This window comes from Sphingorhabdus sp. (assembly GCF_044239665.1).
Taxonomy (GTDB): domain Bacteria; phylum Pseudomonadota; class Alphaproteobacteria; order Sphingomonadales; family Sphingomonadaceae; genus Sphingorhabdus_B.
Genome location: NZ_JBIIBA010000002.1, coordinates 27,539 through 50,205, shown reverse-complemented (window position 1 = coordinate 50,205; position 22,667 = coordinate 27,539). Strand labels below are relative to the sequence as shown.

Below are 22,667 nucleotides of genomic sequence, written 5' to 3'. Positions count from 1 at the left end.
AGTGACGCGGTGCATACAAGGATTATAGCCATGGCAGATAGCGCGACATTTACACTCCACCCCATTCCAAAGGCCGCCTTTGTCGCGGGCTATGCCGGATTATTGCCGCAGATTATTGCCGCCATCATGGTGCTATCGGGTTCCGAATATCAATGGACTGGCCTTGCCTTGGCTTATGGCTATGCCGCATTTATCTTCAGCTTCATTGGCGGCATGTGGTGGGCGCTTGGCGTGACCACCCGTAAAGATGATATGTCGGCCAATGCTATCTTCGCGCTTGCCGTTGCACCCAGCTTGCTGGCGCTTGCCACTTATGTGCCGTGGATATGGGGTCTGCCTTGGCCCGGCCCGTCTTTGGCGTGGCTTGGATTTTTCGTGCTGCTATCGCCCTTGGGAGACCGCTGGTTGGCGGTGCGCTGTGCCTTGCCCGCTGGCTGGATGAAGCTGCGCTGGCATTTGTCGATTGGGCTGGGCGGATTAACCTTGTTGCTGGCGGGCTTTGCTTAAGAGGCGGCAAGATCGCGCACGAAACCGATCAGGCCCTTTTGCCGCCGCCTTTTCATGCGTTCGGCGGCAAGGATCTGCCGCACTTTTTCAAAACAGGCCTGCACATCATCATTGATGAGCACATAGTCATAGCCATCCCAATGCCCGATTTCGGCCTTTGCGCGGCTCATCCGGTCGGAAATTACCGCTTCGCTATCCTGCGCGCGGCTGAATAACCGGCGTTCGAGCTCTTCAATCGATGGCGGCAAGATGAATACACGCACGACATCCGGTCCAGCCTCTTGATATAATTGCTGCGCCCCTTGCCAGTCAATGTCGAACAGGACATCGCAACCGGCCGCAAGCTTTTCCTCAACGGGGCCTTTGGGCGTGCCGTAACGGTTGCCAAAGACATGCGCCCATTCCAGAAATTCCCCGTCTGCGGCCATTTGCTTGAATGTGGCGACATCGGTAAAATGATAATGCACGCCTTCAATCTCGCCGGGTCGGGGAGGGCGGGTTGTGTAGGATACCGACAAAGCGATCTTCTCATCTGCATCCAGCAACATGCGCGAAAGCGTAGATTTGCCAGCGCCGGAGGGCGATGAAAGGACGAACAGAAGGCCTCGGCGTTCTAATTCATGCGGCTTATGAGGGTCATTATGGGCCATAGCCGCTACTGCGCGAAAGGGCAGGGCGGCGTCAAGAGGGAAGCGCAGGCCTGGATGGCGAAAACGGGTTAGCCGCCCTTACGCTCTTTGCTTTTGTCATAGATGGCTTTGGCTGCAATCGCGCCACCGACCAGCAAAAGGCCGGGAATAGAGCGGGTCGCCAGCCGTGTGGCCACCAGACCAATGCCCGCGCCTAGCAAGCCATGACCCTGCTTGCGTCCAATAACTTCGCCGATGACGGCTCCTGCGATGGATTTTAGCATATGTTTTTTCCGATCCCTCAAATTTCGTCATCCTGAACTTGTTTCAGCATAACATACGGCGGTGGTCCGTTATCCCGAAACAAGTTCGGGATGACGAGATTATTCTCGTCGCTTCTTGTTCCACTCCCGTCGTCATGCTGAACTTGCTTCAGCATAACATGCGGCGGTGGCTTGTTTCAGGATCTTACTTAAATCGCCACCGTCAAAAAACTAAGATGCTGAAACAAGTTCAGCATGACGGTGCAATGCCTTAAACCATATCCTCTGGCCTGACATGGGTATCGAAGGTTGCTTCGTCAACCAGACCGGATGACAATGCCGCTTGGCGCAAGGTGGTTCCGTCGCGATGTGCCTGTTTGGCGATTTTCGCGGCATTGTCGTAGCCGATAATTGGTGCAAGCGCGGTGACAAGCATGAGCGATCGGTCGACCAAGTCGGCGATGCGCGCGCGGTCGGGTTCAAGGCCATCGACGCAGTTTTTGGCAAAGCTATCCATACCAATGGCGAGCAGTTCAATCGAACGCAGGACATTTGCACCGATAAGCGGCTTGAACACATTAAGCTCAAGATGCCCCTGCATCCCGCCTACGGTCACCGCCTGATGGTTGCCGATGACTTGTGCGGCCACCATGGTCAACATCTCGCATTGCGTCGGATTGACCTTGCCGGGCATGATCGAACTGCCGGGCTCGTTTTCGGGGAGGATTAGCTCGCCAAGTCCGGAGCGCGGGCCGGACCCCAATAAGCGGATGTCATTGGCAATTTTGGTCAGACTAACCGCAAGCGTATTCAACGTGCCCGACATCTGCACCAGCCCGTCATTAGAGGCCAAAGCCTCAAACTTATTGGCGGCAGGCGCAAAAACAATGCCAGTTGCGGCCGATATTTCGGCGGCGATGGCGACGTCAAACCCCTTTGGCGCATTCAACCCTGTGCCAACCGCCGTGCCGCCTTGTGCCAATTTCTGGACATCATGCACCACCGCCCCTTCGATCCGCGCTCGGCAAGCTATCAATTGTGCGACAAAAGCGGAAAATTCCTGCCCCAGCGTCAGCGGGGTCGCATCCTGCAAATGGGTGCGGCCGATTTTGATAATGTCGTCCCAAGCCGTGCATTTTGCAGAAAGTGCATCGGTCAGGCGGACCATCGCGGGTAAGAGGCCATGATGCACCGCCAAGGCGACTGCGACATGCAAAGCGGTGGGAAAGCTGTCGTTCGACGATTGCCCCATATTGACATGGTCATTGGGATGCACAGGTGACTTGCCACCGCGCGTGCCCGTCAGTGTTTCATTGGCGATACTTGCAATCACCTCATTCACATTCATGTTCGATTGTGTGCCGCTGCCTGTTTGCCAGATGACGAGCGGGAATTGCGTGTCATAATTGCCCATCAATATCGCGTCTGCTGCGGCAATGATGGCATCAGATATGTCGGCTTGCAGCGCGCCCGATGCCTTATGCGTCAGCGCCGCCGCCCGTTTCACATGCGCAAGGCCATAGATAATGCCCATCGGCATGCGTTCATGCGCCGGGAAGGGAAAGTTGGCGATGCTCCGCTGCGTCTGCGCCCCCCAATAGGCCTCTGCAGGAACGTCAATGGGCCCAAAACTGTCGGTTTCCGTGCGGGATTGCCCCGTCACTTTTTCCGTCCGAAGTCCACGCTGACGACGTTGGAGCCGTCTTCGACGACAACGGAGGGGCCGTCGTTGCCGGCTTCTTCATGCGGTTCGGGCGTGCCTTCACCTGCGTCCACATGGAATTGCAGCGCGAAGTCCACCGCTGGGTCAACAAAGGCGGTGATTGCGGAATATGGGATGAACAGATGCGATGGAATTTGGTTGAAAGACAGGCCAACTTCGAAATGCGATGCCTCCACCTTCAGGTCCCAATATTTGTGCTGAAGCACAATGGTCATCTCGTCAGGGAAGCGTTCATGCAGATGTTGCGGAATGGAAACGCCGGGTGCTTGCGTCTTGAAAGTGATGTAAAAATGATGGTCGCCAGGTAGGCCATCGCGGGCGACATCGCCGAGCACGCGGCCCACCACGGCGCGCAATGCCTCTTGCACAACATCATCATAAGGAATCAGGCTATCAACATGCTCTTCGGTCATCACCGCTAGGTGGACCGCCGAGAGCCCGAAATCAAGACGCTTATTGCCGTAAGCCAACTTGCCAAATGCGCGCAGGCGGCTATATCGGCGGCCATGCGTACAGGCTCTATCAGTCGCAAGACGAACGAAACGTCCATTGATGTTGAGGTCAACCTCGACGGCACTGGTGTGTATGACGTGTCCACAGGCATTGGCTTTCTGGACCATATGCTGGAGCAATTGTCGCGCCATTCGCTTATCGATTTGAAGGTCAAGGCGATAGGCGACCTGCATATCGACCAGCATCATACGACCGAAGATACTGGCATCGCCATTGGCGAGGCAGTGTTGCAGGCATTAAGCGATAAGCGCGGCATTACCCGTTATGGCTCCGCTTATGCGCCGATGGACGAAACATTGACGCGGTGCGCGCTTGATATTTCGGGGCGGCCTTATTTTGTGTGGAAAGTGTCGCTGGGCATGCCGCGCTTGGGCGAATGGGATACGGAGCTGATCGAACATTGGTTCCACAGCTTCGCGACCAGCGCGGGCATTACGTTGCATGTCGAAAATCTATATGGTTCGAACAACCATCATATTGTGGAAAGCTGTTATAAGGCTTTGGCCCGCGCTTTGCGGCAAGCGGTTGAGATCGACCCGCGCAAAGCGGATGCGATTCCGTCGACTAAGGGGACGTTGTAGGCCGTGTCGCTTGCGCTGATTGATTATGGCGCGGGCAATCTGCATTCGGTGCATAATGCGTTGAAGGCGGCGGGCGCGATCGACATTCGCGTGACCGCTGATCCCGCTATTGTTGCCACGGCTGACCGTATTGTTCTGCCCGGCGTAGGCGCCTTTGCGCATTGTATGGAGGCCTTGTCCGCCATTGATGGCATGACCGCCGCGATGGAGCAGCGCGTTCGGGTGGAAGCTGCGCCTTTTCTCGGCATTTGCGTCGGTATGCAATTGCTCGCCGATGAAGGCGTTGAGCATGGAAGCACAAACGGGCTGGGTTGGATTGGCGGAACGGTGCGCGCGATTGCGCCAGCGGCGGACCTGAAAATCCCGCATATGGGCTGGAATGATGTCGTGCCCCACGACAATGCACCGTTGATAGAGCGCGGCGAAGCTTATTTCCTGCATGGCTATCATTTTGATGCATTGGATGCAGCCAATGTGTTGGCGAGGACGGACCATGGCGGTCCTCTCGTTGCAGCGGTCGGGCGTGACAATATCATGGGCGTTCAGTTTCACCCTGAAAAAAGCCAGGCTTATGGCATCAATTTTCTGAAACATTTTTTGGAATGGATGCCATGACCAAAACGCGCAAACATCTTCCTGTCTTTGTGCCTTTGTGCGAACAAATTTTATCACGCAAAGACGCAAAGACACAAAGAAGAAAGTATTTTGCATGATAGTCTTCCCCGCGATTGATCTGAAGGGTGGCGAAGTTGTGCGCTTGGCCGAGGGCGATATGAACCGCGCGACGGTCTATGCCGATGATCCAGCGGCGCAGGCGATGCTGTTTGCCGAACAAGGCGCGCAATTTCTGCATGTGGTCGATCTTGACGGTGCATTCGCCGGACGGCCCGAAAATGCCGAAGCGGTTGAAGGGATTATCGAAAATTTCCCCGGTTACATCCAATTGGGCGGCGGCATTCGTAATCCGCAGACGGTGGAGCGCTGGTTCGACATGGGTGTGGCGCGGCTGGTGATTGGCACGGCGGCGCTTAAAGACCCACAATTTGTGAAAGACATGGCGCGCGAATTTACAGACGGTATCGTCGTTGCCGTTGACGCGCGCGACGGCTTTGTCGCGACCGAAGGCTGGGCCGAAAAATCCGACATGCCCGTGATTGATCTGGCGCGCCGATTTGAGGATGCGGGCGTTGCGTCGATCCTATTCACCGATGTTGGCCGCGACGGGATGCTGACCGGTTGCAATATCGACGCGACGGTTGATCTGGCGCGGCGGGTGAACATTCCGGTGATTGCCAGCGGCGGGGTGAAGGGCATTGACGATATCCACATGCTCGCGCTGCATGCCAAGGACGGCATTGAAGGCGTGATTACGGGCCGGGCGATTTATGACGGGCGGTTGGATCTGGCGACGGCGATTAAAGTGGCGGAGCGCGCGTGACCGTCCGTGTCCGCGTCATTCCCTGCCTCGACGTCTCCAATGGCCGCGTGGTCAAGGGCGTAAACTTTGTTGACCTGCGCGATGCGGGCGATCCGGTGGAGCAGGCGCAGGCATATGATGCAGCGGGCGCGGATGAGCTTTGCTTTCTAGATATCGGCGCAAGCCATGAAGGGCGCGGCACGATTATTGATGTGGTCCGGCGCACGGCGGAAGTATGCTTCATGCCGCTGACCGTGGGCGGCGGCGTGCGCAGTGCAGACGATGCGCGGGCGTTATTGTTGGCGGGCGCGGACAAGGTCGCGGTCAATAGCGCGGCGGTAGCGCGGCCAGAGGTAGTCGCGGATATCGCCGCACGTTTTGGTAGCCAGTGCGTGGTGGCCTCGGTCGATGCGCGGCGGACGGGCAATAGATGGGAAATCTTCACCCATGGCGGCCGCAATCCGACGGGCATTGATGCATTGGAACATGCGGTGAAGCTCGCTGAACTCGGTGCGGGCGAATTGCTGGTAACGAGCATGGACCGCGACGGCACGCGCGACGGCTATGACCTTGCACTTACCCGCGCGATTGCCGATGCGGTCAATATTCCGGTGGTAGCCAGCGGCGGCGTGGGTAATTTGGAGCATCTGGTCGCTGGCGTGCGCGAAGGCCATGCCAGCGCGGTTCTGGCGGCATCGATATTCCATTTCGGCCAATATAGCATCGCCGATGCCCATGCGGCGTTGCGGGCGGCGGGATTGCCTGCGCGGGACTAAAGAATATTTCGTCATCCTGAACTTGTTTCAGGATAACGCACCACCGTCGATTGTTATCCTGGAGCCGAAGGCTGGCAAAGCCAAAACAAGTTCAGGATGACGAGGCGCCGTCGTTACAGATTTGCCGTCATGCCATATGTCCGCAGAGCAGGGCTTTTGAGACATCATCGGCATGAAAAAATTTGCACCCCGAGTCCTTGACCTGTCATAAAAACACCCTATCTGGGCTCCGTTAGCACTCGTCCTACATGAGTGCCAACGCACATTCATTGCCGTCCCCTGCTTGTTGTAGGCGTGGCGGGATGGCGAAACAGAAAAAGGATAGTTCAACATGGCATTTCGTCCATTGCATGATCGCGTTCTCGTCCGTCGGGTCGAGGCCGAAGCAAAAACCGCTGGCGGGATCATCATCCCTGATACAGCTCAGGAAAAGCCACAGGAAGGCGAAGTCGTCTCCGTGGGTACGGGCACACGCGCCGACGATGGCACGGTAACCGCGCTCGACGTCAAGGCTGGCGACAAGATCCTGTTCGGCAAATGGTCGGGCACCGAAGTCAAGATCGACGGTGAAGACCTGTTGATCATGAAGGAATCGGATATCTTGGGAATCGTTTCCTAAGCGCACTCAGCCATCGTCATCCCGAACTTGTTTCGGGATAACACACGACGTTGGCGCGTTATCCTGAAACAAGTTCAGGATGACGAGAATTCAGAGACTAACTCACTAAAGGAAAAATTATCATGGCTGCTAAAGACGTGAAATTCGGCCGCGATGCGCGTGAACGCATCCTGCGCGGCGTAGACATTCTTGCTGATGCTGTAAAAGTAACGCTTGGTCCAAAGGGCCGTAACGTTGTTATCGACAAAAGCTTTGGCGCACCACGCATCACCAAGGACGGCGTTACCGTCGCCAAGGAAATCGAACTGAAAGACAAGTTCGAAAATATGGGTGCACAGATGGTCCGCGAAGTTGCTTCGAAGACCAACGACATTGCCGGTGACGGCACGACCACTGCAACAGTATTGGCACAAGCAATCGTTCGCGAAGGCATGAAGTCGGTTGCAGCGGGCATGAACCCAATGGACCTGAAGCGCGGCATCGACTCAGCGGTAAACGCTGTTGTTGCTGACCTTGTTAAGCGTTCGAAGCCAGTTGCGGGTTCTTCGGAAATCGCACAGGTCGGCACAATTTCTGCCAATGGTGAAGCTGAAATCGGTAAGATGATTGCAGACGCCATGGAAAAGGTCGGCAAGGAAGGCGTTATCACCGTCGAAGAAGCTAAGGGCCGTGAAAGCGAGCTCGAAGTTGTCGAAGGTATGCAGTTTGACCGCGGTTACTTGTCGCCTTACTTCATCACCAACACCGAGAAGATGTCGGTCGAGTTGGACAACCCATATATCCTCATCCACGAAAAGAAGCTCGGCAACTTGCAAGCCATGTTGCCAATCCTCGAAGCTGTGGTGCAGTCGGGTCGTCCATTGCTCATCATCGCGGAAGATGTTGAAGGCGAAGCGCTTGCAACTCTGGTCGTCAACAAGCTGCGTGGCGGTTTGAAGATTGCTGCGGTTAAGGCTCCTGGCTTTGGCGATCGTCGCAAGGCGATGTTGGAAGATATCGCGATCCTCACCAAGGGTGAAATGATCAGCGAAGATCTGGGCATCAAGCTTGAAACCGTTACCTTGGGCATGCTTGGCCAAGCCAAGCGCGTCACCATCGACAAGGACAACACCATCATCGTCGACGGTGCTGGCGAAACCGATGCGATCAAGGGCCGCGTAGAAGCGATCCGTGCGCAAATCGAAAACACCACGTCGGATTATGACAAGGAAAAGCTGCAAGAGCGTCTTGCGAAACTCGCTGGCGGTGTTGCTGTGATCAAGGTCGGTGGTTCGACCGAAGTTGAAGTGAAAGAGCGCAAGGACCGCGTTGATGACGCGCTGCACGCAACCCGCGCAGCCGTTGAAGAAGGCATCGTCCCTGGCGGCGGTACCGCGCTTCTGTACGCAACAAAGGCACTTGAAGGCCTTAAGGGCGCCAATGACGACCAGACACGTGGTGTCGACATCATCCGCAAGGCAATTGTCGCTCCATTGCGTCAAATCGCCGCCAATGCCGGATATGACGGCGCGGTTGTTTCGGGCAATTTGTTGCGCGAAAATGACGAGACCATGGGCTTCAACGCATCAACCGATGTGTATGAAAACCTTGTGGCTTCGGGCGTTATCGACCCAACCAAGGTCGTTCGTACCGCGTTGCAAGATGCCGCATCGGTTGCTGGTCTGTTGATCACCACTGAAGCTGCTATCTCCGACGCGCCAGAGGACAAAGCCGCTGGCGCTGGCGGCATGCCAGGTGGCATGGGCGGCATGGGCGGCATGGGCGGTATGGACTTCTAAGTCCAAACGCTCGGCGCATGCTGAAACAAAACGGGCCGGAGGGGAAACCTTCCGGCCTTTTTGTTTTTTCGGTGTAGCTATGGTTTTTTAGGCGTCACCCTAGCGCCATAGGGGGCAGAGCATGGCTTTGGCTCTATTTATGTTATCCCGAAACAAGTTCGGGATGACGAAGAGGGGGCGACCCCCGGCATCGCGTGAAAATTCGTCATCCTGAACTTGTTTCAGGATAACAAACCGCCGTCGCCGTCACTTATCCCGGAATGACTTGACCGCAATTAGCGCGTCATCTGCTGCAGCATTTCGCCCATTTTGTGGTGCAGCATGTTCATGCCCTTTAACGGTCGGACCATGACTTTGAAATGGGTGATCAGGCCGTCATCATCGCAGGTGATCATATCAATGCCGTTAATGGCAACGCCGTCGATGACGGTTTGAAATTCCAAAATTGCGCTATTTTCCCGGTGCCATTCACCGACATATTTGAATTCCGCATTGCCCAGCGTATGGCCCGCCGCCGCGAGATATTTGGCGGTGATAGCTTTGCCCAATTGCGGCGTGTGGACAACGGGGCTTTCGAAAATGCAGTCATCATGCAGGATCGCGGCGATTGTGTCGACATCGCGAGACAAGGCAACCTTGTGCCAGATTTCGGCGGGGTTTGGCATGTTCAATATCCCAGATCCAAATTCACCATAGGGGTCAGCGCCTCGCCCTTGTGATAGCGTTCGAGATTTTCGAAGAAACGCGTGGCCGACCGGACGAACATCTTGTCCTGCGCGCGGCCAGACAAATGCATGGTGACATGGGCATTATCCAGCGTCCAAAGGATATGGTCTGCGGGCAGCGGTTCTGGCGTGGTGACGTCAAGAAACGCGTTGGCGATGTGCTTGGCTTGCAATGCGGTGACCAAAGCGTCTTGATCGACAACCGACCCGCGCGCGATGTTGATGAGCGTTGCGCTCGGTTTCATCGCGGCAAGCTCGTCCGCCCCAATCATATTGTCGGTTTCCGACGTTGCGGGGACGGCGAGGATGACCCAGTCAAAATCGCCCAATTGCGCCCGCCATTGGTCGGGGGGCAGCATATTTGGCCCCGCCGAGCGGCGCACCACGGTAACATCGACGCCAAAGGGCTTGAGACGCTCTTCGATCAGCTTGCCAATCGCACCATAGCCCAGCAGCAATGCTTTTGACCCGAACAGCTCAACCTTGCCCGGCGAATCCAGCAACCATTCACGCCGTTCTTGCGCGCGCACGACTTCGCGATAGTTTTTGGCGACGGTCAGCATGCCCATCACCACATATTCGGCAATGGTGATGGCATTGATGCCCGCACCATTTGTCACAACGCAGCCTTGCGCCTTCAACTGGTTTAGCGGCATGCCGTCGACGCCGGCATAAATGCTGTTCAGCCATTTCATGCGGGTGGCGGCGCCGATGACCGTGGCCATGTCGCCTTTGTCATACATATCAAACCAGCCAATTTCGGCCTGCGGCGCGAGCGCAAGCGCCTCCTCTTTGGACATGAAGAAATGCGGTTCAATCCAGTCGGGCAAACGCGGTTCAATGAGGGGACGCACAAGCCCCGACATCACGAGTTTGGTTTTGGTCATGCGGCAAAAGCCTTCCAAGTTACAAAGATTAAGAAGGGGATGCCGACAAGATCGGTCATCGCAATGGTTTTCAGCGCGGGCGGGGAGCCTGCAGACCAATAGAGTACCAAGAATGACACCATGCTAACGCCGACGCCAACGCTGGCAATGCGGCGGCTCGCAGGGTCAAAAGCAGCCCAGACAGCAAGCAGAAAGATAACGAGGAACAGCGCCGCACGATGATGCAGCAGAAGAAACAAGGGGTTATCGCTAGCGACGCGGTAAAGTTGCCCAATCATCGCCGGACGGAACAGCGCCAGCGCGGGCAACGCGTGGATAGCCGCAAGGATGAGCCAAGCAATTTTGAGCATCATATATCAAGCTTCCAATCCCAACCCAGCGGGTCGCCGTCCATAACTTCAACGCCCTTGGCGATAAGATCGTCGCGGATCGCGTCGGACTTGGCGAAGTCTTTTGCAGCGCGGGCTTCCTTGCGGGCGGTGAGGGCGGTTTCGATTTCGGCTTCGGTGATGATTGCAGCTTTGGGCCGGATACGTAGGTCAGTGCGATTAACGACTAAAACATTTAAGCCAAGAACGGCATCCATGGCTTGAAGAACTTTCAAGCGCTCTGAAGGTTTAACGTCCGTGCGGCCCAACACTATTTCGAAGATTGCGAGAGCGTTGCTAGTGTTCAGGTCGTTAGAAATTTCTTCTTCGAAAGATGACAAAAAACCGGCATCGTCAGCAGAATTGCCGTCAGGGCGCGACGTTGTGAATTCACGGATCTTCTCAACCCCCATCACCATCCGCTTCAACCGCACAAACGCGGCCTGCAAACCTTCCCAGCTAAACTCCAACTCGCTGCGGTAATGCGCTTGCAAGCACATCAGGCGGTAGGCGAGGGGGTGGAAGCCTTTGTCGATCAGCAATTGCACGCGCAGGAATTCGCCCGATGATTTGCTCATCTTGCCGCTGCGTTCGATTAAGAAGTTATTGTGCATCCAAAATTGCGCGCCGCTATGGTCGCTGCCGCAACGCGCTTGGTTTTGCGCGATTTCATTGGGATGGTGGATTTCGCGATGGTCAATGCCGCCGGTGTGAATGTCAAAGGGCAGGCCAAGCAACGCCTCTGACATGACCGAACATTCCAGATGCCAGCCCGGCGCGCCTTTGCCCCATGGGCTATCCCACTCCATCTGCCGCGTTTCGCCCGCTGGCGTCTTCCGCCAAATGGCAAAGTCAGCAGCGTGGCGTTTGCCATCGACTTCTTCGATCCGACCTTCACCATCCTCGGTTTTGACGCGGGCCAATGAGCCATAATGGGCGACGGTGGATGTGTCGAAATACAGGCCGCTGTCGAGTTCGTAGCAATGCGTGTCGGCAATGCTGACGGCATAATCGATCATGGCGGGGACATAATCGGTGGCAATCGACCAATGCGCGGGCTGACGAATGTTCAGCGCCTTGATATCGGCCCAATACGCTTCGGTATAATGGCGGGCGATATCCCAGATCGACTGGGCTTTCTCCGCCGCCATTTTCTCCATCTTGTCTTCGCCCGCATCGGCGTCGTCGGTCAAATGGCCAACATCGGTGATGTTGATGACATGGGTAAGCTTATATCCCTTGTAAGACAACACGCGGCCCAACGTGTCGGCAAAGACATAAGCGCGCATATTGCCGATATGCGGGTAATTATACACCGTCGGCCCGCACGTATACACCCGCGCTTCGCCCGCATGGACAGGGGTGAAGGTTTCCAGTTGCCGGGTCAGGCTGTTGAAGAGTTTAAGCTCGGACATGGGAATGGCGATGCTGGAAATGGGTGCGGAGGTCAACCCACCTCCAATCTTTCAAAGTCACCCTGAACTTGTTTGTGCTCTGCACGCCTGCGGCTCCAGGGTCCATTTGGCTTCTCTGCCCTGCGGTTTGCGTGGCATAATGGATGCTGAAACAAGTTCAGTATGACGTAGTTTGCTAAAACCCGTCCCAGCGTATCGCTTGATCCATCTCCACGCGGGGCACACTAAAGTTGTTCACGGCGGCGTCTGAATCGCGATAGCCAATCGCCATGCCGCAGAAGAAGATATGGTCATCATCAATATTCAGAATTTCGCGCATTGTCGTGCCATACATCGCCCAGATTTCCTGCGCGCAACTGTCGAGGCCCTCTTCGCGCAGCAATAGCATCACCGTTTGCAACCACATGCCCATGTCCGACCATTGCGGCGGACCCATATATTTACGGGTGTAGGTGAATAATTGCACCGGCGCGCCAAAGCTGTCCCAGTTTTTGCCCACCTGCGCGAGGCGGCCAGCACCATCTTCACGCGCAAGGCCAAGCGCATCGAACATCGCCTTGCCAACGCCGCGCCGTTGCTCTTCATATCGGCCATCCAAGCCCTTGGGGTAGATGCTATATTCATGGCCATCGCCCAATGGCGCAGTGGCAACCTTGGCCTTAATCTTCGCGGTCAGGTCAGCCAGCGGCGCACCTGTGAGGATGACGGCATTCCAAGGCTGCGTATTGCCACCAGACGGCGAACGCTGCGCCTTGGCGAGAACGCGTTCGAGTATGGCCTGATCCACGGGTTTATCCAGAAATTGCCGGACAGAGCGCCGTGAGGTGACGGCTTCGGTAACGTTCATCTCTATTTCCCCGCAGGTTTAATCGTTTGATTAAATCATATTAAGCGGGGCGGGAAAGGCAAGCTTATTCCTCGTCAAACAACCCAGCCAGTTGCTCAATCATCGTGCCGCCAAGTTGTTCGACGTCCATGATCGTCACGGCGCGTTTATAGTAACGCGTGACGTCATGGCCGATGCCGATGGCGACCAATTGCACAGGTGAGCGCGTTTCGATCATCTCGATGACCTTGCGCAAATGCTGTTCCAGATAGCCGCCATGGTTGACCGACAAAGTGCTGTCGTCCACAGGCGCGCCATCCGAAATGACCATTAAGATGCGGCGGTCTTCGGCGCGCGCGATCAAGCGGTTATGCGCCCAAAGCAAGGCTTCGCCGTCGATATTTTCTTTCAGCAGTCCTTCACGCATCATCAGGCCCAAATTGCGCTTGGCATGACGCCATGGCTCATCGGCTTTTTTATAGATGATGTGGCGCAAATCGTTGAGGCGGCCGGGCATGGGTTGGCGGCCAGCGGCAAGCCAGTCTTCTCGTGCCTGTCCGCCTTTCCACGCGCGGGTGGTGAAGCCCAATATTTCGGTTTTGACCCCGCAGCGTTCCAGCGTGCGCGCCAAAATGTCGGCGCTAATCGCGGCAATGCTGATTGGCCGTCCGCGCATGGAGCCTGAATTGTCGATGAGCAATGTGACCACAGTATCGCGGAAATCAGTCTCACGTTCGATTTTGTAGGACAAGGAACTGCCGGGGGATACCACGACACGCGCAAGGCGCGCGGCGTCGAGCATGCCCTCTTCTTGGTCGAAATCCCAACTGCGGTTTTGTTGCGCCATCAAGCGGCGTTGCAGGCGGTTGGCGAGTTTTGTCACCACCGATTGCAGGTTTGACAATTGTTGGTCGAGATAGGCGCGTAGCCGGTTCAGCTCTTCTTCGTCGGCAAGCTCAGTCGCGGTGATTGTCTCGTCAAATTTGGTCGACCAGATTTTATAATCGCTTTGCGGCAAATGGTCCCAATTGCGGCGCTGCGGCGTGACAGGCTGCATGCCGTCATCGCCCATTTCACCATCGGCGCCATCTTGGTCGTCCATGTCTTCGCCGTCATAATCGGCCTCAGTCTCCTCGCCTTCGCCTTGCTGTGGTTCGGCACGGGCTTCGGCTTGGCCAGCTTCGCCTTCGCCATCATCTTCGCTGTCGCCGTCTTGGTCTTGCGCATCTTCGGCATCGTCGCCGCCATCGTCGGCATCGGACGGATCAACATCACCTTCGGTAAGGTTCAGATGCTCCAGCATGGACTGGGTCAGCGCGGCAAAGGCGCTTTGATCGTCCAGCGCGAGCGCCAGCGCATCAAGATCACTGCCAGCATTTTCTTCGATCCAGCCGCGCAGCATATCGACGCCTGCGGCGGCTCCTGCTGGCACGGGTGCGCCGGTCAGCCGTTCGCGCACGATCAACGATAAGGCCGTAGAAATGGGCACTTCGTCAGGGGCTTGTGCGCGGGCAATCGGGTCGGTGCGCATTTTGAGTTCAAGCGCATAGCCAAGGTTTGCGGCAATTCCCGCCATGTCGCGCGAACCCAGCGCCTCAACGCGTGCATTCTCCACCGCGTCAAATGCGGCGCCGGCAATGACTTCGGATGGACGCAGTGCGGCATGGCGGGCGGGGTTATGATGCTTTAACTTCAACGCAAAGCTGTCGGCGAAACCACGCGCTTCAGCCACTTGATCGGGCGGAAGAAGGCGGCCCGGCATGGGGACCTTGAAATTCTTGCCCGCCTGGCTTGGCGCGTCGGCGGTGAAGGCCAATTCCACCTCCGGCTCATGCGCGAGCGCACGGGCAGTGCCAGTCAGCACTTGTTTAAATAGTTCAAGAGGGGATTCGCTGGACATTAATCGGGCAGCCTCTTGCACATCGCGGCAATGTCTTCCTTCGTTGGTTTCGCAGGCGCGCGTAGCGTGAAGACATGTGCATCCTTGGTCGCCACGCGGTCCTCGGTTGTGCGTGCACCGTTTACAACGGCGGCAAAATCCTTGCAGACGGCAAAGCTACGCAAATAATCGCTATGGCCCGCGCCGCCGCCGGAAACATCGGTCGTGTCGACAATAGTAAAGCCAGTTTTGGCAGGCTCGGTCTGATATTTCGTCTTGGTCGCAAAGCAGCGTTGCGGCAGGCCCTTTGCCTTTAATTCCTTTGCCTCAAAAGGGTTGAAGCAAAAAGGCGAGCCTAAGCGGGGGTAACCATGCACCGCGCGCGATAAGGCCAAAGCGCGGTCGCTAAGCGAGGCATAGACAGTCACCCGCCGGTCATTGTTGACGCGCCGCGCGGCGAGGACTTCTTCTGCGATATCGCGTTCAAAATCTTCGCGGTCCACATCGGGCGAGGTCAATATGATATTGGAAATATTGCTAGAATCGGCGTTGGTCGACGTGCGGTCGACATATTCAACAGCCGGAATAACAAGCCGCGCGCCAAGCGAATGGGAGACGACGACGATCTCCTTGACCCACTCCGTCCGCGCCAATTTGGTCAGGAAATTGCGAAAATTGCGTTCGTCCCAATACATGTTGGTTTCATCAACGGCGTAGCTCAGTAAATTGCCTTGTGAGGGCCAGCTATAATGGACGATTGGCCCGTCAAAATTGCTCGTCGCGCCAATCTGCACCGCGTCGCGCGCCGTAGTCGCCAGCGTTTCGCGATAGCCGTGGACATATAATAGCACACGGCCTTTGCGCAGGTTCGCCGCATCACGCAGGCCATCCCACCATGCATCCTCTGGTTGGAATGCAAGTGGCACTACCACTTGCGTATCGCCCTTTACCGGCTTGATCTTTTCGGGTGGCGCAAAGCGGGCGTAGCGCACGCGGTCGGCCCTGTGGTTGGTCAGGACTATCATGTCGCCGCGGCAGTCTGGCAGCCGGCTTGTGACGATGAAATGGTCTTTGCCGGCTATCGCGGCGCTATCATTCTGCGATGGATTGCAACGCGGATTTTCCACCAGCCTGCTGTGCGGTACATCGCCATAGGCGACGGCCACGGTGCAACCAGACAGGAGCATTGGCAAAAGCAGGAAAGAGAGTTTACGCATTACTTCCGCTTGGCGTGCGACGCATGCCATGCCTTTACCGCGTTCAGCGCGCCGGAAACATGGCCCTTCACGCCAAGCTGCGCATAGGCAAATAACACCTTGCCATCAGGCGCGATGACATAAGTCGTGCGGTTGGTGCCGCCCATCATCGGCATGCTGACCTTGTAATTTTTGATCATGGGCTTGGTTGCGATGCCGACCATGAATTTGTTGCGGCAGGCCTCAACCGAAAAGCGTTTTAGCGTCTCCAGATTATCCGCCGACATACCCACAATCGACGCACCATAAGCGGCAAAGTCATCGGCGGCCTCGGAAAATTCATGCGCCTCAACCGTGCAGCCTGATGTGAACGCTTTGGGATAAAAATACAGCACCACAGGCCCTTTTTTCAAAGCCTTGTTCAGGTTGAAGGTGTCGGCCTTGCCGGCCAGCACGGCTTGCGTCGTAAAGTCGGTTGCGCGTGTTCCGGGTTTTAACGCGGCAAATGCCGGTGATGCCGACAACATAAGTGCAAGAGCAAGTGCGAAGCGTTTCATAATGCGTTCCTTCAACCGAAGTGGCGAAATAGCCGGTACTTACTGTGTTTTGCCAACGACGCTTTCCGGCAGATCTTGGCCAAAAACGCGCTGATAATATTCGGCAACCAAGGCGCGTTCCGCATCATCGCATTTGTTGAGGAATGACAGGCGGAAGGCAAAGCCAACATTTTTGAAAATCGCGGTATTCTGCGCCCAAGTGATAACTGTACGCGGGCTCATGACTGTTGAGATATCACCGTTGATGAAGCCCTGCCGTGTCATTTCGGCGACCTTTACCATATTGGCGACGGTGGCGGCATCCGTGCCCGATGCTTTGGCCAAAACAATTTCGCTTTCAACCTGCGCAGGCAGATAGTTCAGGCCGACAACGATGTTCCAACGGTCCATCTGGCCTTGGTTGATCGCTTGCGTGCCATGATAAAGGCCGCTGGTATCGCCAAGTCCAACGGTGTTGGCCGTTGCGAACAGGCGGAAATAGGGGTTGGGGCGAATGACGCGGTTTTGGTCGAGCAGCGTCAGCTTTCCTTCGGTTTCCAATACACGTTGGATCACGAACATCACATCAGGGCGGCCAGCATCATATTCGTCGAACACCAATGCCGTCGGCGTTTGCAATGCCCAAGGCAACAGGCCTTCACGGAACTCGGTCACTTGCTGCCCGTCGCGCAAAACAATGGCGTCGCGGCCGATAAGGTCGATACGGCTGATATGCGCGTCCAAGTTGATACGGATGCAAGGCCATTTCAGACGCGCGGCAACCTGTTCAATATGCGTGGACTTACCCGTTCCATGATAACCTTGCACCATCACGCGGCGGTTATGGGCAAAGCCAGCGAGGATCGCGAGGGTGGTGTCAGGGTCAAACACATAGCTGTCGTCGGTGTCAGGCACCCGTTCGTCGGCAATGGAGAAAGCGGGGCATTCCATATCCACATCAATGCCGAACAATTCACGCACGCTGACCATTTTGTCAGGGGCAGCGAGGATGGTCGTTTCGCGGCTATCGGGTTGGATATTTGGGATGTCAGTCATATTATTCTCGTCAAATGAAAGCGGGCGAAGTTTTAAGGTGCGTATAGGCAGCAATCACGTCTTGCAAAGCCTTTTCATAAGAGCGGTTGCCGCCATTTTTGTCTGGATGATAAGCGCGCACCTTCGCTGAATAGGCGCTGCGCAAGGCGCGGCGGTCGGCATCCTCGCCAAGCCCTAGCGTTCGCAGGGCTTTGCGGTCCTCTAGAGACAGAAAATGGCCATCGGCACGCTCTTTGGGTAGGCGCGAACGGAACCGTGTGGAGATTGCATCCAGCGGGTCTGTAAAGTCCGCCCATTTCGGTGGCGAATCGACATTGCCATTGGCGCGAAAAGCGCGCGCTTCGCTGGGCCAGAATTGTGTTGGACTTTGCGCCATGGAAATTTCATCGGCGGTCATGCCCGCAAACCAGTTATAGCCCGCGTTAAACTGCCGCACATGGTCAAGGCAGAGATATTGATAGTCACCCGGGCCGTTGGCCGATGCGGCCTGTCCTTTCGGATCAGGCGCGCGAAATTCCCCCGCTTCATGGCAGCGCGGATAGGCGCATGGCCGCCCCGCGCCGTGAACGCGGCCGTGAAATCGGTCAGTGGAACGCTCGGAGGCCATGATTTTCCTTGGCGAAAAACCTGCCATATGGGAAGAGCAGGTCATGAAAAAAGGTCCTGCACAACTTGAAATGGAAATGCTGCTTGAAACAGCATTTGCGCCAACCCGCCTTGCCGTCATTAACGACAGCGCCAAACATCACGGCCATAGCGGCGATGATGGGTCGGGCGAATCCCACTTCACCATCGAAATCGAAAGCGCGGCCTTTGTCGGCGTTGCCCGCCTGATGCGGCAGCGTATGGTGAACAAGGCGCTGGGTGATATTCCCGGAACGCGCGTCCATGCGCTGGCCATCAAGGCTAGTGCACCCGGCGAGATTTAGCTATTCCACGACAGCAAAACATCGGCCCATATAGGAGACGAATATATGCCTAAATTGACTCAAGCTGTTCTTTTGGTTGCTTTATGCGCTTCGCCTGCTTTTGCCGCCGATACCGAGACGAACCGGCCAAAGGTGTATACAGACATTGTCGCGTGTCGCGCCGTGGCCGATGCCACCGCGCGTCTTGCGTGCTTCGATGCGGCAACGAAGGCATTGGAAGATGCCACCGACAATCGGCAGATTGTGATGTTGGACCAAGATGATGTCCGCAAAACCAAAAAGTCTTTGTTCGGTTTTTCCTTACCCAAAATTCCGTTTTTTGGAGAAAGCGACGCAGAGCAGGAAGCCGAATTCAAACAGGTCGAAGGTGATCTTGCGGGCGTGCGATCCATAGGTGCCGGCAAATACCAATTCACCGTCAAAGATGCAGGGGTTTGGCAGACCATGGAAGCCACACCCTTGCTGTTGAAGGATGGTAAAGCCTTTATCATCAAACGCGGCGCGCTCGGCAGCTTCATGCTGGTGATGAATGGCCGGGGCATCCGCGTGAAGCGGGTTAGCTAAGTAATAGGGCCATAGGATATGATCGCACTTACCCCGCATCGCCTGTCGCTGTCGACGGGCATCGACATGGATGTGTTTACGGCCGGTGATCCGCAGAATCCGGCAATTATTTTTCTGCACGGCTTTCCCGAATCACACCGGACTTGGCGGCACCAAATCGCGCATTTCGCCGACCGTTTTTATTGCATCGCGCCCGATCAGCGCGGCTATCGCGGTACGTCAAAGCCTAAAGAGGTGGATGCCTACACCGCGGATAAGCTCACTGCCGATATTTTTGCGCTGGCCGATGCGCTTAATGTGCAGCAATTCATCATCGCTGGCCATGATTGGGGCGGCGCGATTGCGTGGAGTGTTGCGTTAAATGGGCAAGCTGGCGCGTTCAATCCCGCGTGGGCAGGGCGGGTGCCGCGTGCGATTATCGCCAATGCGCCGCACCCCTATATTTTCCAGCGCTTGTTGATAACCGACATGAACCAGCGCGAATCCAGCCAATATATTCGCGCCTTTCGCGATCCAGCCAATGATGCGTTGGTGCAGGAACAGGGCCTGACAGGCTTGATGTTGAAAACGATTAAATGGGACAAGCCCAACGCGATGGAGCCCGAGGAGCGCGCCGCGTTGCTGGCCGATTGGACGGACCGTGACGCCTGTTTCGGGATGCTCAATTGGTACCGCGCGTCTGCATTATATGTGCCCGCGATGGATGAAGATGCCGAAATCCCAGCCTTTGCTGCGGGCGCGTTTCCGCAGTTGAAGACCCCGACCTTAGTAGTGTGGGCGATGGATGACCTGGCTTTGCCGTCCAGCAACATTGACGGCATACAAGAGCTTGTGCCCGACGTAACGATCGTACCGGTCGAAAATTGCGGGCATTTCGTGATTTGGGAACAGCCCGATGCGGTTAACGCGGCGATGGACGCATTTTTGGGTTAAACGTTCTGCGCGCAGAATAAACCTGACCCTAAATCATAGGCGCCTATATTTTCTGCCATATTGCCCTTTCCGCCTGCGACCCGTAAAGCGCGGTCATTGTGACTGAACCAATCATCTTTGCAATCCCCAAGGGACGGATTCTTGACGAGGCTTTGCCGTTGATGCAAGCGGCGGGCATTCAGCCTGAAGCGGCGTTTTTCGACGACGCCAGCCGCGCGCTTTTGTTCGCGACCAATGATCCTGCGATCAGCATCATTCGCGTTCGCGCATTCGACGTCGCAACCTTTGTTGCCCATGGCGCGGCGCAAATTGGTATTGTCGGTTCGGACGTCATCGACGAATTTGATTATTCGGAACTTTATGCGCCCGTCGACTTGGGCATTGGCCGTTGCCGCATATCGGTGGCGATGCCGCAGGGCGTGCCTGACGATGTCAATGGCGGGCATATCCGCGTGGCCACCAAATATCCCGGCACGACCAGCCGCTATTATCACGCGCGTGGTATTCAGGCCGAATGTGTGAAGTTGAACGGCGCGATGGAACTGGCGCCTTCGCTTGGGCTTTCGGGACGGATTGTGGATTTGGTGTCGTCGGGCAAAACTTTGGCGGAAAATGGCCTCGTCGAAACGGCTGTCATTTCCCAAGTGTCGGCGCGGCTGATCGTTAATCGTGCTGCGTATAAGATGATGAGCGGGACTATTCCGGCTATGGTGCAACGTTTCCGGGAATTGACGGGCGCCCGTGCAGCGGCTTGATTCCTCTGACATTGGTTTTGCGGATGCATTTGACGCGTTGGTAAATGGCCGGCGTGAGGCGGATGCCGATGTGTCGAGCGCTGTGGCGCAAACGATCCGCGATGTGCGCGCGCATGGTGATGTGACGCTGGCGGAAATGACGCAGCGTTTTGACGGTTTTGACCTGAACAAAGCAGGGTGGCAGATTGACGCGGCGCAGTGCAAGGCGGCCTATGACGCGCTAGAGCCTGAACTGCGCGACGCGCTGACGCTCGCGGCGAAGCGGATTGAGGCCTATCACAAGGCGCAATTGCCAGAGGACCGCGATTATCGAGACAGTGACAATGTGCGTTTAGGCGCGCGCTGGTCGGCGGTTGATGCGGCGGGGGTCTATGTCCCCGGCGGCCGTGCATCTTATCCATCCTCCGTTTTGATGAATATCATTCCGGCCAAGGTGGCTGGCGTTGAACGCATCGTCATGGTCACGCCAACACCCGGCGGCGAAACCAACCAGACCGTTATGGCCGCCGCTTATGTCGCGGGTGTCGACGAAATCTGGCGCGTCGGCGGGGCGCAGGCAATCGCGGCTTTGGCTTATGGAACAGAACGTATCCGTCCCGTGGATGTCATCACGGGCCCCGGTAATGCTTGGGTGGCCGAGGCAAAGCGGCAGCTTTATGGTGTCGTCGGCATCGACATGGTGGCTGGACCATCGGAAATTGTCGTGGTGGCCGATGCGCAAAATGACCCTGAATGGATTGCAGCGGACCTGTTAAGTCAGGCCGAACATGACCCGACGAGCCAGTCGATATTGTTCACGGACAATGCCGAATTTTCCACCCAAGTCGCGGCGGCTGTTGACGCGCAGATTGCTACGCTGTCCACCGGCGCGGTTGCGCGGGCCAGCTGGACGGATTTTGGCGCGATTATCGTGGTCGATGATTTGGAAGGCGCGATGCCTTTGGTCAACCGGCTGGCGGCGGAGCATTTGGAGCTTGCGGTCGATGATGACCGCGCCGAACGGCTGTTTGCCCTCGTCCGTCACGCAGGATCGGTATTTTTGGGCCGTATGACGCCCGAGGCGATTGGCGATTATGTCGCCGGACCAAATCATGTATTGCCCACCGGACGGCGCGCGCGCTTTGCGTCTGGCCTGTCTGTGCTCGATTTCATGAAGCGGACAAGCTTCATTGCGCTTGATCAGTGCGCTATCCATAAAATTGGTCCGGCAGCAGCAACGCTTGCCGATGCCGAAGGTTTACCCGCCCATGCGGCGAGTGTCAGGAAAAGATTATGAGTGCGAATAACGCCAGTGCCAAATCCAAATCCCGCTCGGCGGCGCGTCTAGCGTCGGTGCAGGCGCTATATCAAATGGATATGGAAGACATCGGTATCGCGCGGCTTTTGAATGAATTTCATTCGCACCGTCTGGGGCAGGAAATTGAAGACGCGCAATATGCCGATGCCGACCCGGATTTCTTCGATGATGTTGTCTCGGGCGTGGATGCGCGGCGTGTGGAAATCGACGGACTGGTCGATGGCAAGCTGGGTGAGAAATGGAAGATGGACCGTCTGGACAAGACGATGCTCCAAATCTTGCGGTGCGGCACCTATGAATTGATCGCGCGGCCAGATGTGCCAACCGCGACAGTCATCGACGAATATCTCGACGTCGCCCATGCGTTTTTTGATAAGAAAGACGCAAAGTTCGTCAATGGCTTGCTGGACGCCGTTGCAAAGGACGTGCGCGCTCGCTGAACGGCGCTGACTTGAATATAGTTCTGCATGTCCTCGCAATGCGGTAACGTTTCCC

Annotated in this window: 27 protein-coding genes; 13 read left to right on the top strand and 14 right to left on the bottom strand. The window is 56.3% G+C overall.

Annotation, left to right across the window (positions count from 1 at the left end; genetic code table 11):
• Positions 1–30 precede the first annotated feature (30 nt).
• Positions 31–507: a DUF3429 domain-containing protein gene (locus ACILP3_RS01005; RefSeq protein WP_395614812.1), complete on the top strand. Its 477-nt coding sequence runs from the start codon at positions 31–33 to the stop codon at positions 505–507.
• Here ACILP3_RS01005 and gmk read toward each other — a convergent pair.
• The 4 genes from gmk to ACILP3_RS00985 form a co-directional block, all read right to left on the bottom strand.
• Positions 504–1,157: a guanylate kinase gene (gene gmk / locus ACILP3_RS01000; RefSeq protein WP_395614811.1), complete on the bottom strand. Its 654-nt coding sequence runs from the start codon at positions 1,155–1,157 to the stop codon at positions 504–506. The two genes, ACILP3_RS01005 and gmk, sit on opposite strands and share 4 nt — an antisense overlap.
• A gap of 68 nt (positions 1,158–1,225) precedes the next feature.
• Positions 1,226–1,420, bottom strand: a complete 195-nt coding sequence (locus ACILP3_RS00995; RefSeq protein ID WP_395614810.1) for a hypothetical protein — start codon at positions 1,418–1,420, stop codon at positions 1,226–1,228.
• A 250-nt stretch (positions 1,421–1,670) separates the two neighbouring features.
• Entirely contained in the window at positions 1,671–3,062 is a 1,392-nt protein-coding gene (gene fumC / locus ACILP3_RS00990; RefSeq protein WP_395614809.1) for a class II fumarate hydratase, read from the bottom strand.
• Positions 3,059–3,535, bottom strand: coding sequence for an SspB family protein (locus tag ACILP3_RS00985; protein ID WP_395614808.1), 477 nt, complete (start codon positions 3,533–3,535; stop codon positions 3,059–3,061). The genes fumC and ACILP3_RS00985 overlap by 4 nt, the downstream gene beginning before the upstream one ends.
• Positions 3,536–3,628: 93 nt before the next feature.
• On the opposite strand from ACILP3_RS00985, the gene hisB reads away from it, so the two are divergent.
• From hisB to groL, 6 genes are all read left to right on the top strand, one after another.
• Complete coding sequence (gene hisB, locus ACILP3_RS00980; protein ID WP_395614807.1) at positions 3,629–4,216, top strand: imidazoleglycerol-phosphate dehydratase HisB; 588 nt, start codon at positions 3,629–3,631, stop codon at positions 4,214–4,216.
• A gap of 3 nt (positions 4,217–4,219) precedes the next feature.
• Positions 4,220–4,831 (top strand): imidazole glycerol phosphate synthase subunit HisH, encoded by a 612-nt coding sequence (hisH, locus tag ACILP3_RS00975; protein WP_395614806.1) that lies wholly within the window; start codon positions 4,220–4,222, stop codon positions 4,829–4,831.
• Positions 4,832–4,925: 94 nt separating this feature from the next.
• On the top strand, positions 4,926–5,654 hold the full coding sequence (hisA, locus tag ACILP3_RS00970; RefSeq protein WP_395614805.1) for a 1-(5-phosphoribosyl)-5-[(5-phosphoribosylamino)methylideneamino]imidazole-4-carboxamide isomerase: 729 nt from the start codon (positions 4,926–4,928) through the stop codon (positions 5,652–5,654).
• A complete protein-coding gene (gene hisF / locus ACILP3_RS00965; protein ID WP_395614804.1) occupies positions 5,651–6,409 on the top strand; it encodes an imidazole glycerol phosphate synthase subunit HisF in 759 nt (252 codons plus the stop codon). The genes hisA and hisF overlap by 4 nt, the downstream gene beginning before the upstream one ends.
• 331 nt (positions 6,410–6,740) lie before the next feature.
• Positions 6,741–7,028, top strand: coding sequence for a co-chaperone GroES (gene groES / locus ACILP3_RS00960; RefSeq protein ID WP_125230447.1), 288 nt, complete (start codon positions 6,741–6,743; stop codon positions 7,026–7,028).
• Positions 7,029–7,150: 122 nt separating this feature from the next.
• Positions 7,151–8,806: a chaperonin GroEL gene (gene groL, locus ACILP3_RS00955; RefSeq protein WP_295494525.1), complete on the top strand. Its 1,656-nt coding sequence runs from the start codon at positions 7,151–7,153 to the stop codon at positions 8,804–8,806.
• A 275-nt stretch (positions 8,807–9,081) separates the two neighbouring features.
• Here the strand turns inward: groL and ACILP3_RS00950 are convergent, their stop codons facing one another.
• The 10 genes from ACILP3_RS00950 to ACILP3_RS00905 form a co-directional block, all read right to left on the bottom strand.
• Positions 9,082–9,471, bottom strand: coding sequence for a nuclear transport factor 2 family protein (locus ACILP3_RS00950; RefSeq protein WP_395614803.1), 390 nt, complete (start codon positions 9,469–9,471; stop codon positions 9,082–9,084).
• A gap of 2 nt (positions 9,472–9,473) precedes the next feature.
• Positions 9,474–10,418: a D-2-hydroxyacid dehydrogenase gene (locus ACILP3_RS00945; protein ID WP_395614802.1), complete on the bottom strand. Its 945-nt coding sequence runs from the start codon at positions 10,416–10,418 to the stop codon at positions 9,474–9,476.
• On the bottom strand, positions 10,415–10,771 hold the full coding sequence (locus ACILP3_RS00940; RefSeq protein ID WP_395614801.1) for a hypothetical protein: 357 nt from the start codon (positions 10,769–10,771) through the stop codon (positions 10,415–10,417). The genes ACILP3_RS00945 and ACILP3_RS00940 overlap by 4 nt, the downstream gene beginning before the upstream one ends.
• The gene (gene cysS / locus ACILP3_RS00935) at positions 10,768–12,201 is read right to left on the bottom strand and encodes a cysteine--tRNA ligase (protein WP_395614874.1); all 1,434 of its coding nucleotides are present in this window, start codon (positions 12,199–12,201) and stop codon (positions 10,768–10,770) included. Before cysS ends, ACILP3_RS00940 begins: the two co-directional genes overlap by 4 nt.
• A gap of 175 nt (positions 12,202–12,376) precedes the next feature.
• Positions 12,377–13,048 carry a nitroreductase gene (locus ACILP3_RS00930; protein WP_395614800.1) on the bottom strand — a complete coding sequence of 224 codons (672 nt, stop codon included), beginning with the start codon at positions 13,046–13,048 and terminating at the stop codon, positions 12,377–12,379.
• A gap of 64 nt (positions 13,049–13,112) precedes the next feature.
• Positions 13,113–14,927: a cobaltochelatase subunit CobT gene (gene cobT / locus ACILP3_RS00925; RefSeq protein WP_395614799.1), complete on the bottom strand. Its 1,815-nt coding sequence runs from the start codon at positions 14,925–14,927 to the stop codon at positions 13,113–13,115.
• Complete coding sequence (locus ACILP3_RS00920) at positions 14,927–16,123, bottom strand: alpha/beta hydrolase (protein WP_395614798.1); 1,197 nt, start codon at positions 16,121–16,123, stop codon at positions 14,927–14,929. The genes cobT and ACILP3_RS00920 overlap by 1 nt, the downstream gene beginning before the upstream one ends.
• A complete protein-coding gene (locus tag ACILP3_RS00915; protein WP_395614797.1) occupies positions 16,123–16,659 on the bottom strand; it encodes a peroxiredoxin in 537 nt (178 codons plus the stop codon). The genes ACILP3_RS00920 and ACILP3_RS00915 overlap by 1 nt, the downstream gene beginning before the upstream one ends.
• A gap of 39 nt (positions 16,660–16,698) precedes the next feature.
• Positions 16,699–17,694, bottom strand: a complete 996-nt coding sequence (gene cobS, locus ACILP3_RS00910) for a cobaltochelatase subunit CobS (protein ID WP_395614796.1) — start codon at positions 17,692–17,694, stop codon at positions 16,699–16,701.
• Between the two features lie 10 nt (positions 17,695–17,704).
• Complete coding sequence (locus ACILP3_RS00905) at positions 17,705–18,301, bottom strand: J domain-containing protein (protein ID WP_395614795.1); 597 nt, start codon at positions 18,299–18,301, stop codon at positions 17,705–17,707.
• 43 nt (positions 18,302–18,344) lie between these two features.
• Here ACILP3_RS00905 and ACILP3_RS00900 point away from each other — a divergent pair, with 43 nt between their 5' ends.
• From ACILP3_RS00900 to nusB, 6 genes are all read left to right on the top strand, one after another.
• Positions 18,345–18,623 (top strand): BolA family protein, encoded by a 279-nt coding sequence (locus ACILP3_RS00900; RefSeq protein ID WP_395614794.1) that lies wholly within the window; start codon positions 18,345–18,347, stop codon positions 18,621–18,623.
• 45 nt (positions 18,624–18,668) lie between these two features.
• A complete protein-coding gene (locus tag ACILP3_RS00895) occupies positions 18,669–19,187 on the top strand; it encodes a hypothetical protein (protein ID WP_395614793.1) in 519 nt (172 codons plus the stop codon).
• Between the two features lie 18 nt (positions 19,188–19,205).
• A complete protein-coding gene (locus ACILP3_RS00890; protein ID WP_395614792.1) occupies positions 19,206–20,120 on the top strand; it encodes an alpha/beta fold hydrolase in 915 nt (304 codons plus the stop codon).
• A gap of 98 nt (positions 20,121–20,218) precedes the next feature.
• Positions 20,219–20,875, top strand: a complete 657-nt coding sequence (gene hisG, locus ACILP3_RS00885) for an ATP phosphoribosyltransferase (RefSeq protein ID WP_395614791.1) — start codon at positions 20,219–20,221, stop codon at positions 20,873–20,875.
• On the top strand, positions 20,862–22,151 hold the full coding sequence (gene hisD, locus ACILP3_RS00880) for a histidinol dehydrogenase (RefSeq protein WP_395614790.1): 1,290 nt from the start codon (positions 20,862–20,864) through the stop codon (positions 22,149–22,151). The genes hisG and hisD overlap by 14 nt, the downstream gene beginning before the upstream one ends.
• Positions 22,148–22,612 carry a transcription antitermination factor NusB gene (gene nusB, locus ACILP3_RS00875; RefSeq protein WP_395614789.1) on the top strand — a complete coding sequence of 155 codons (465 nt, stop codon included), beginning with the start codon at positions 22,148–22,150 and terminating at the stop codon, positions 22,610–22,612. The genes hisD and nusB overlap by 4 nt, the downstream gene beginning before the upstream one ends.
• Positions 22,613–22,667: the final 55 nt, after the last annotated feature.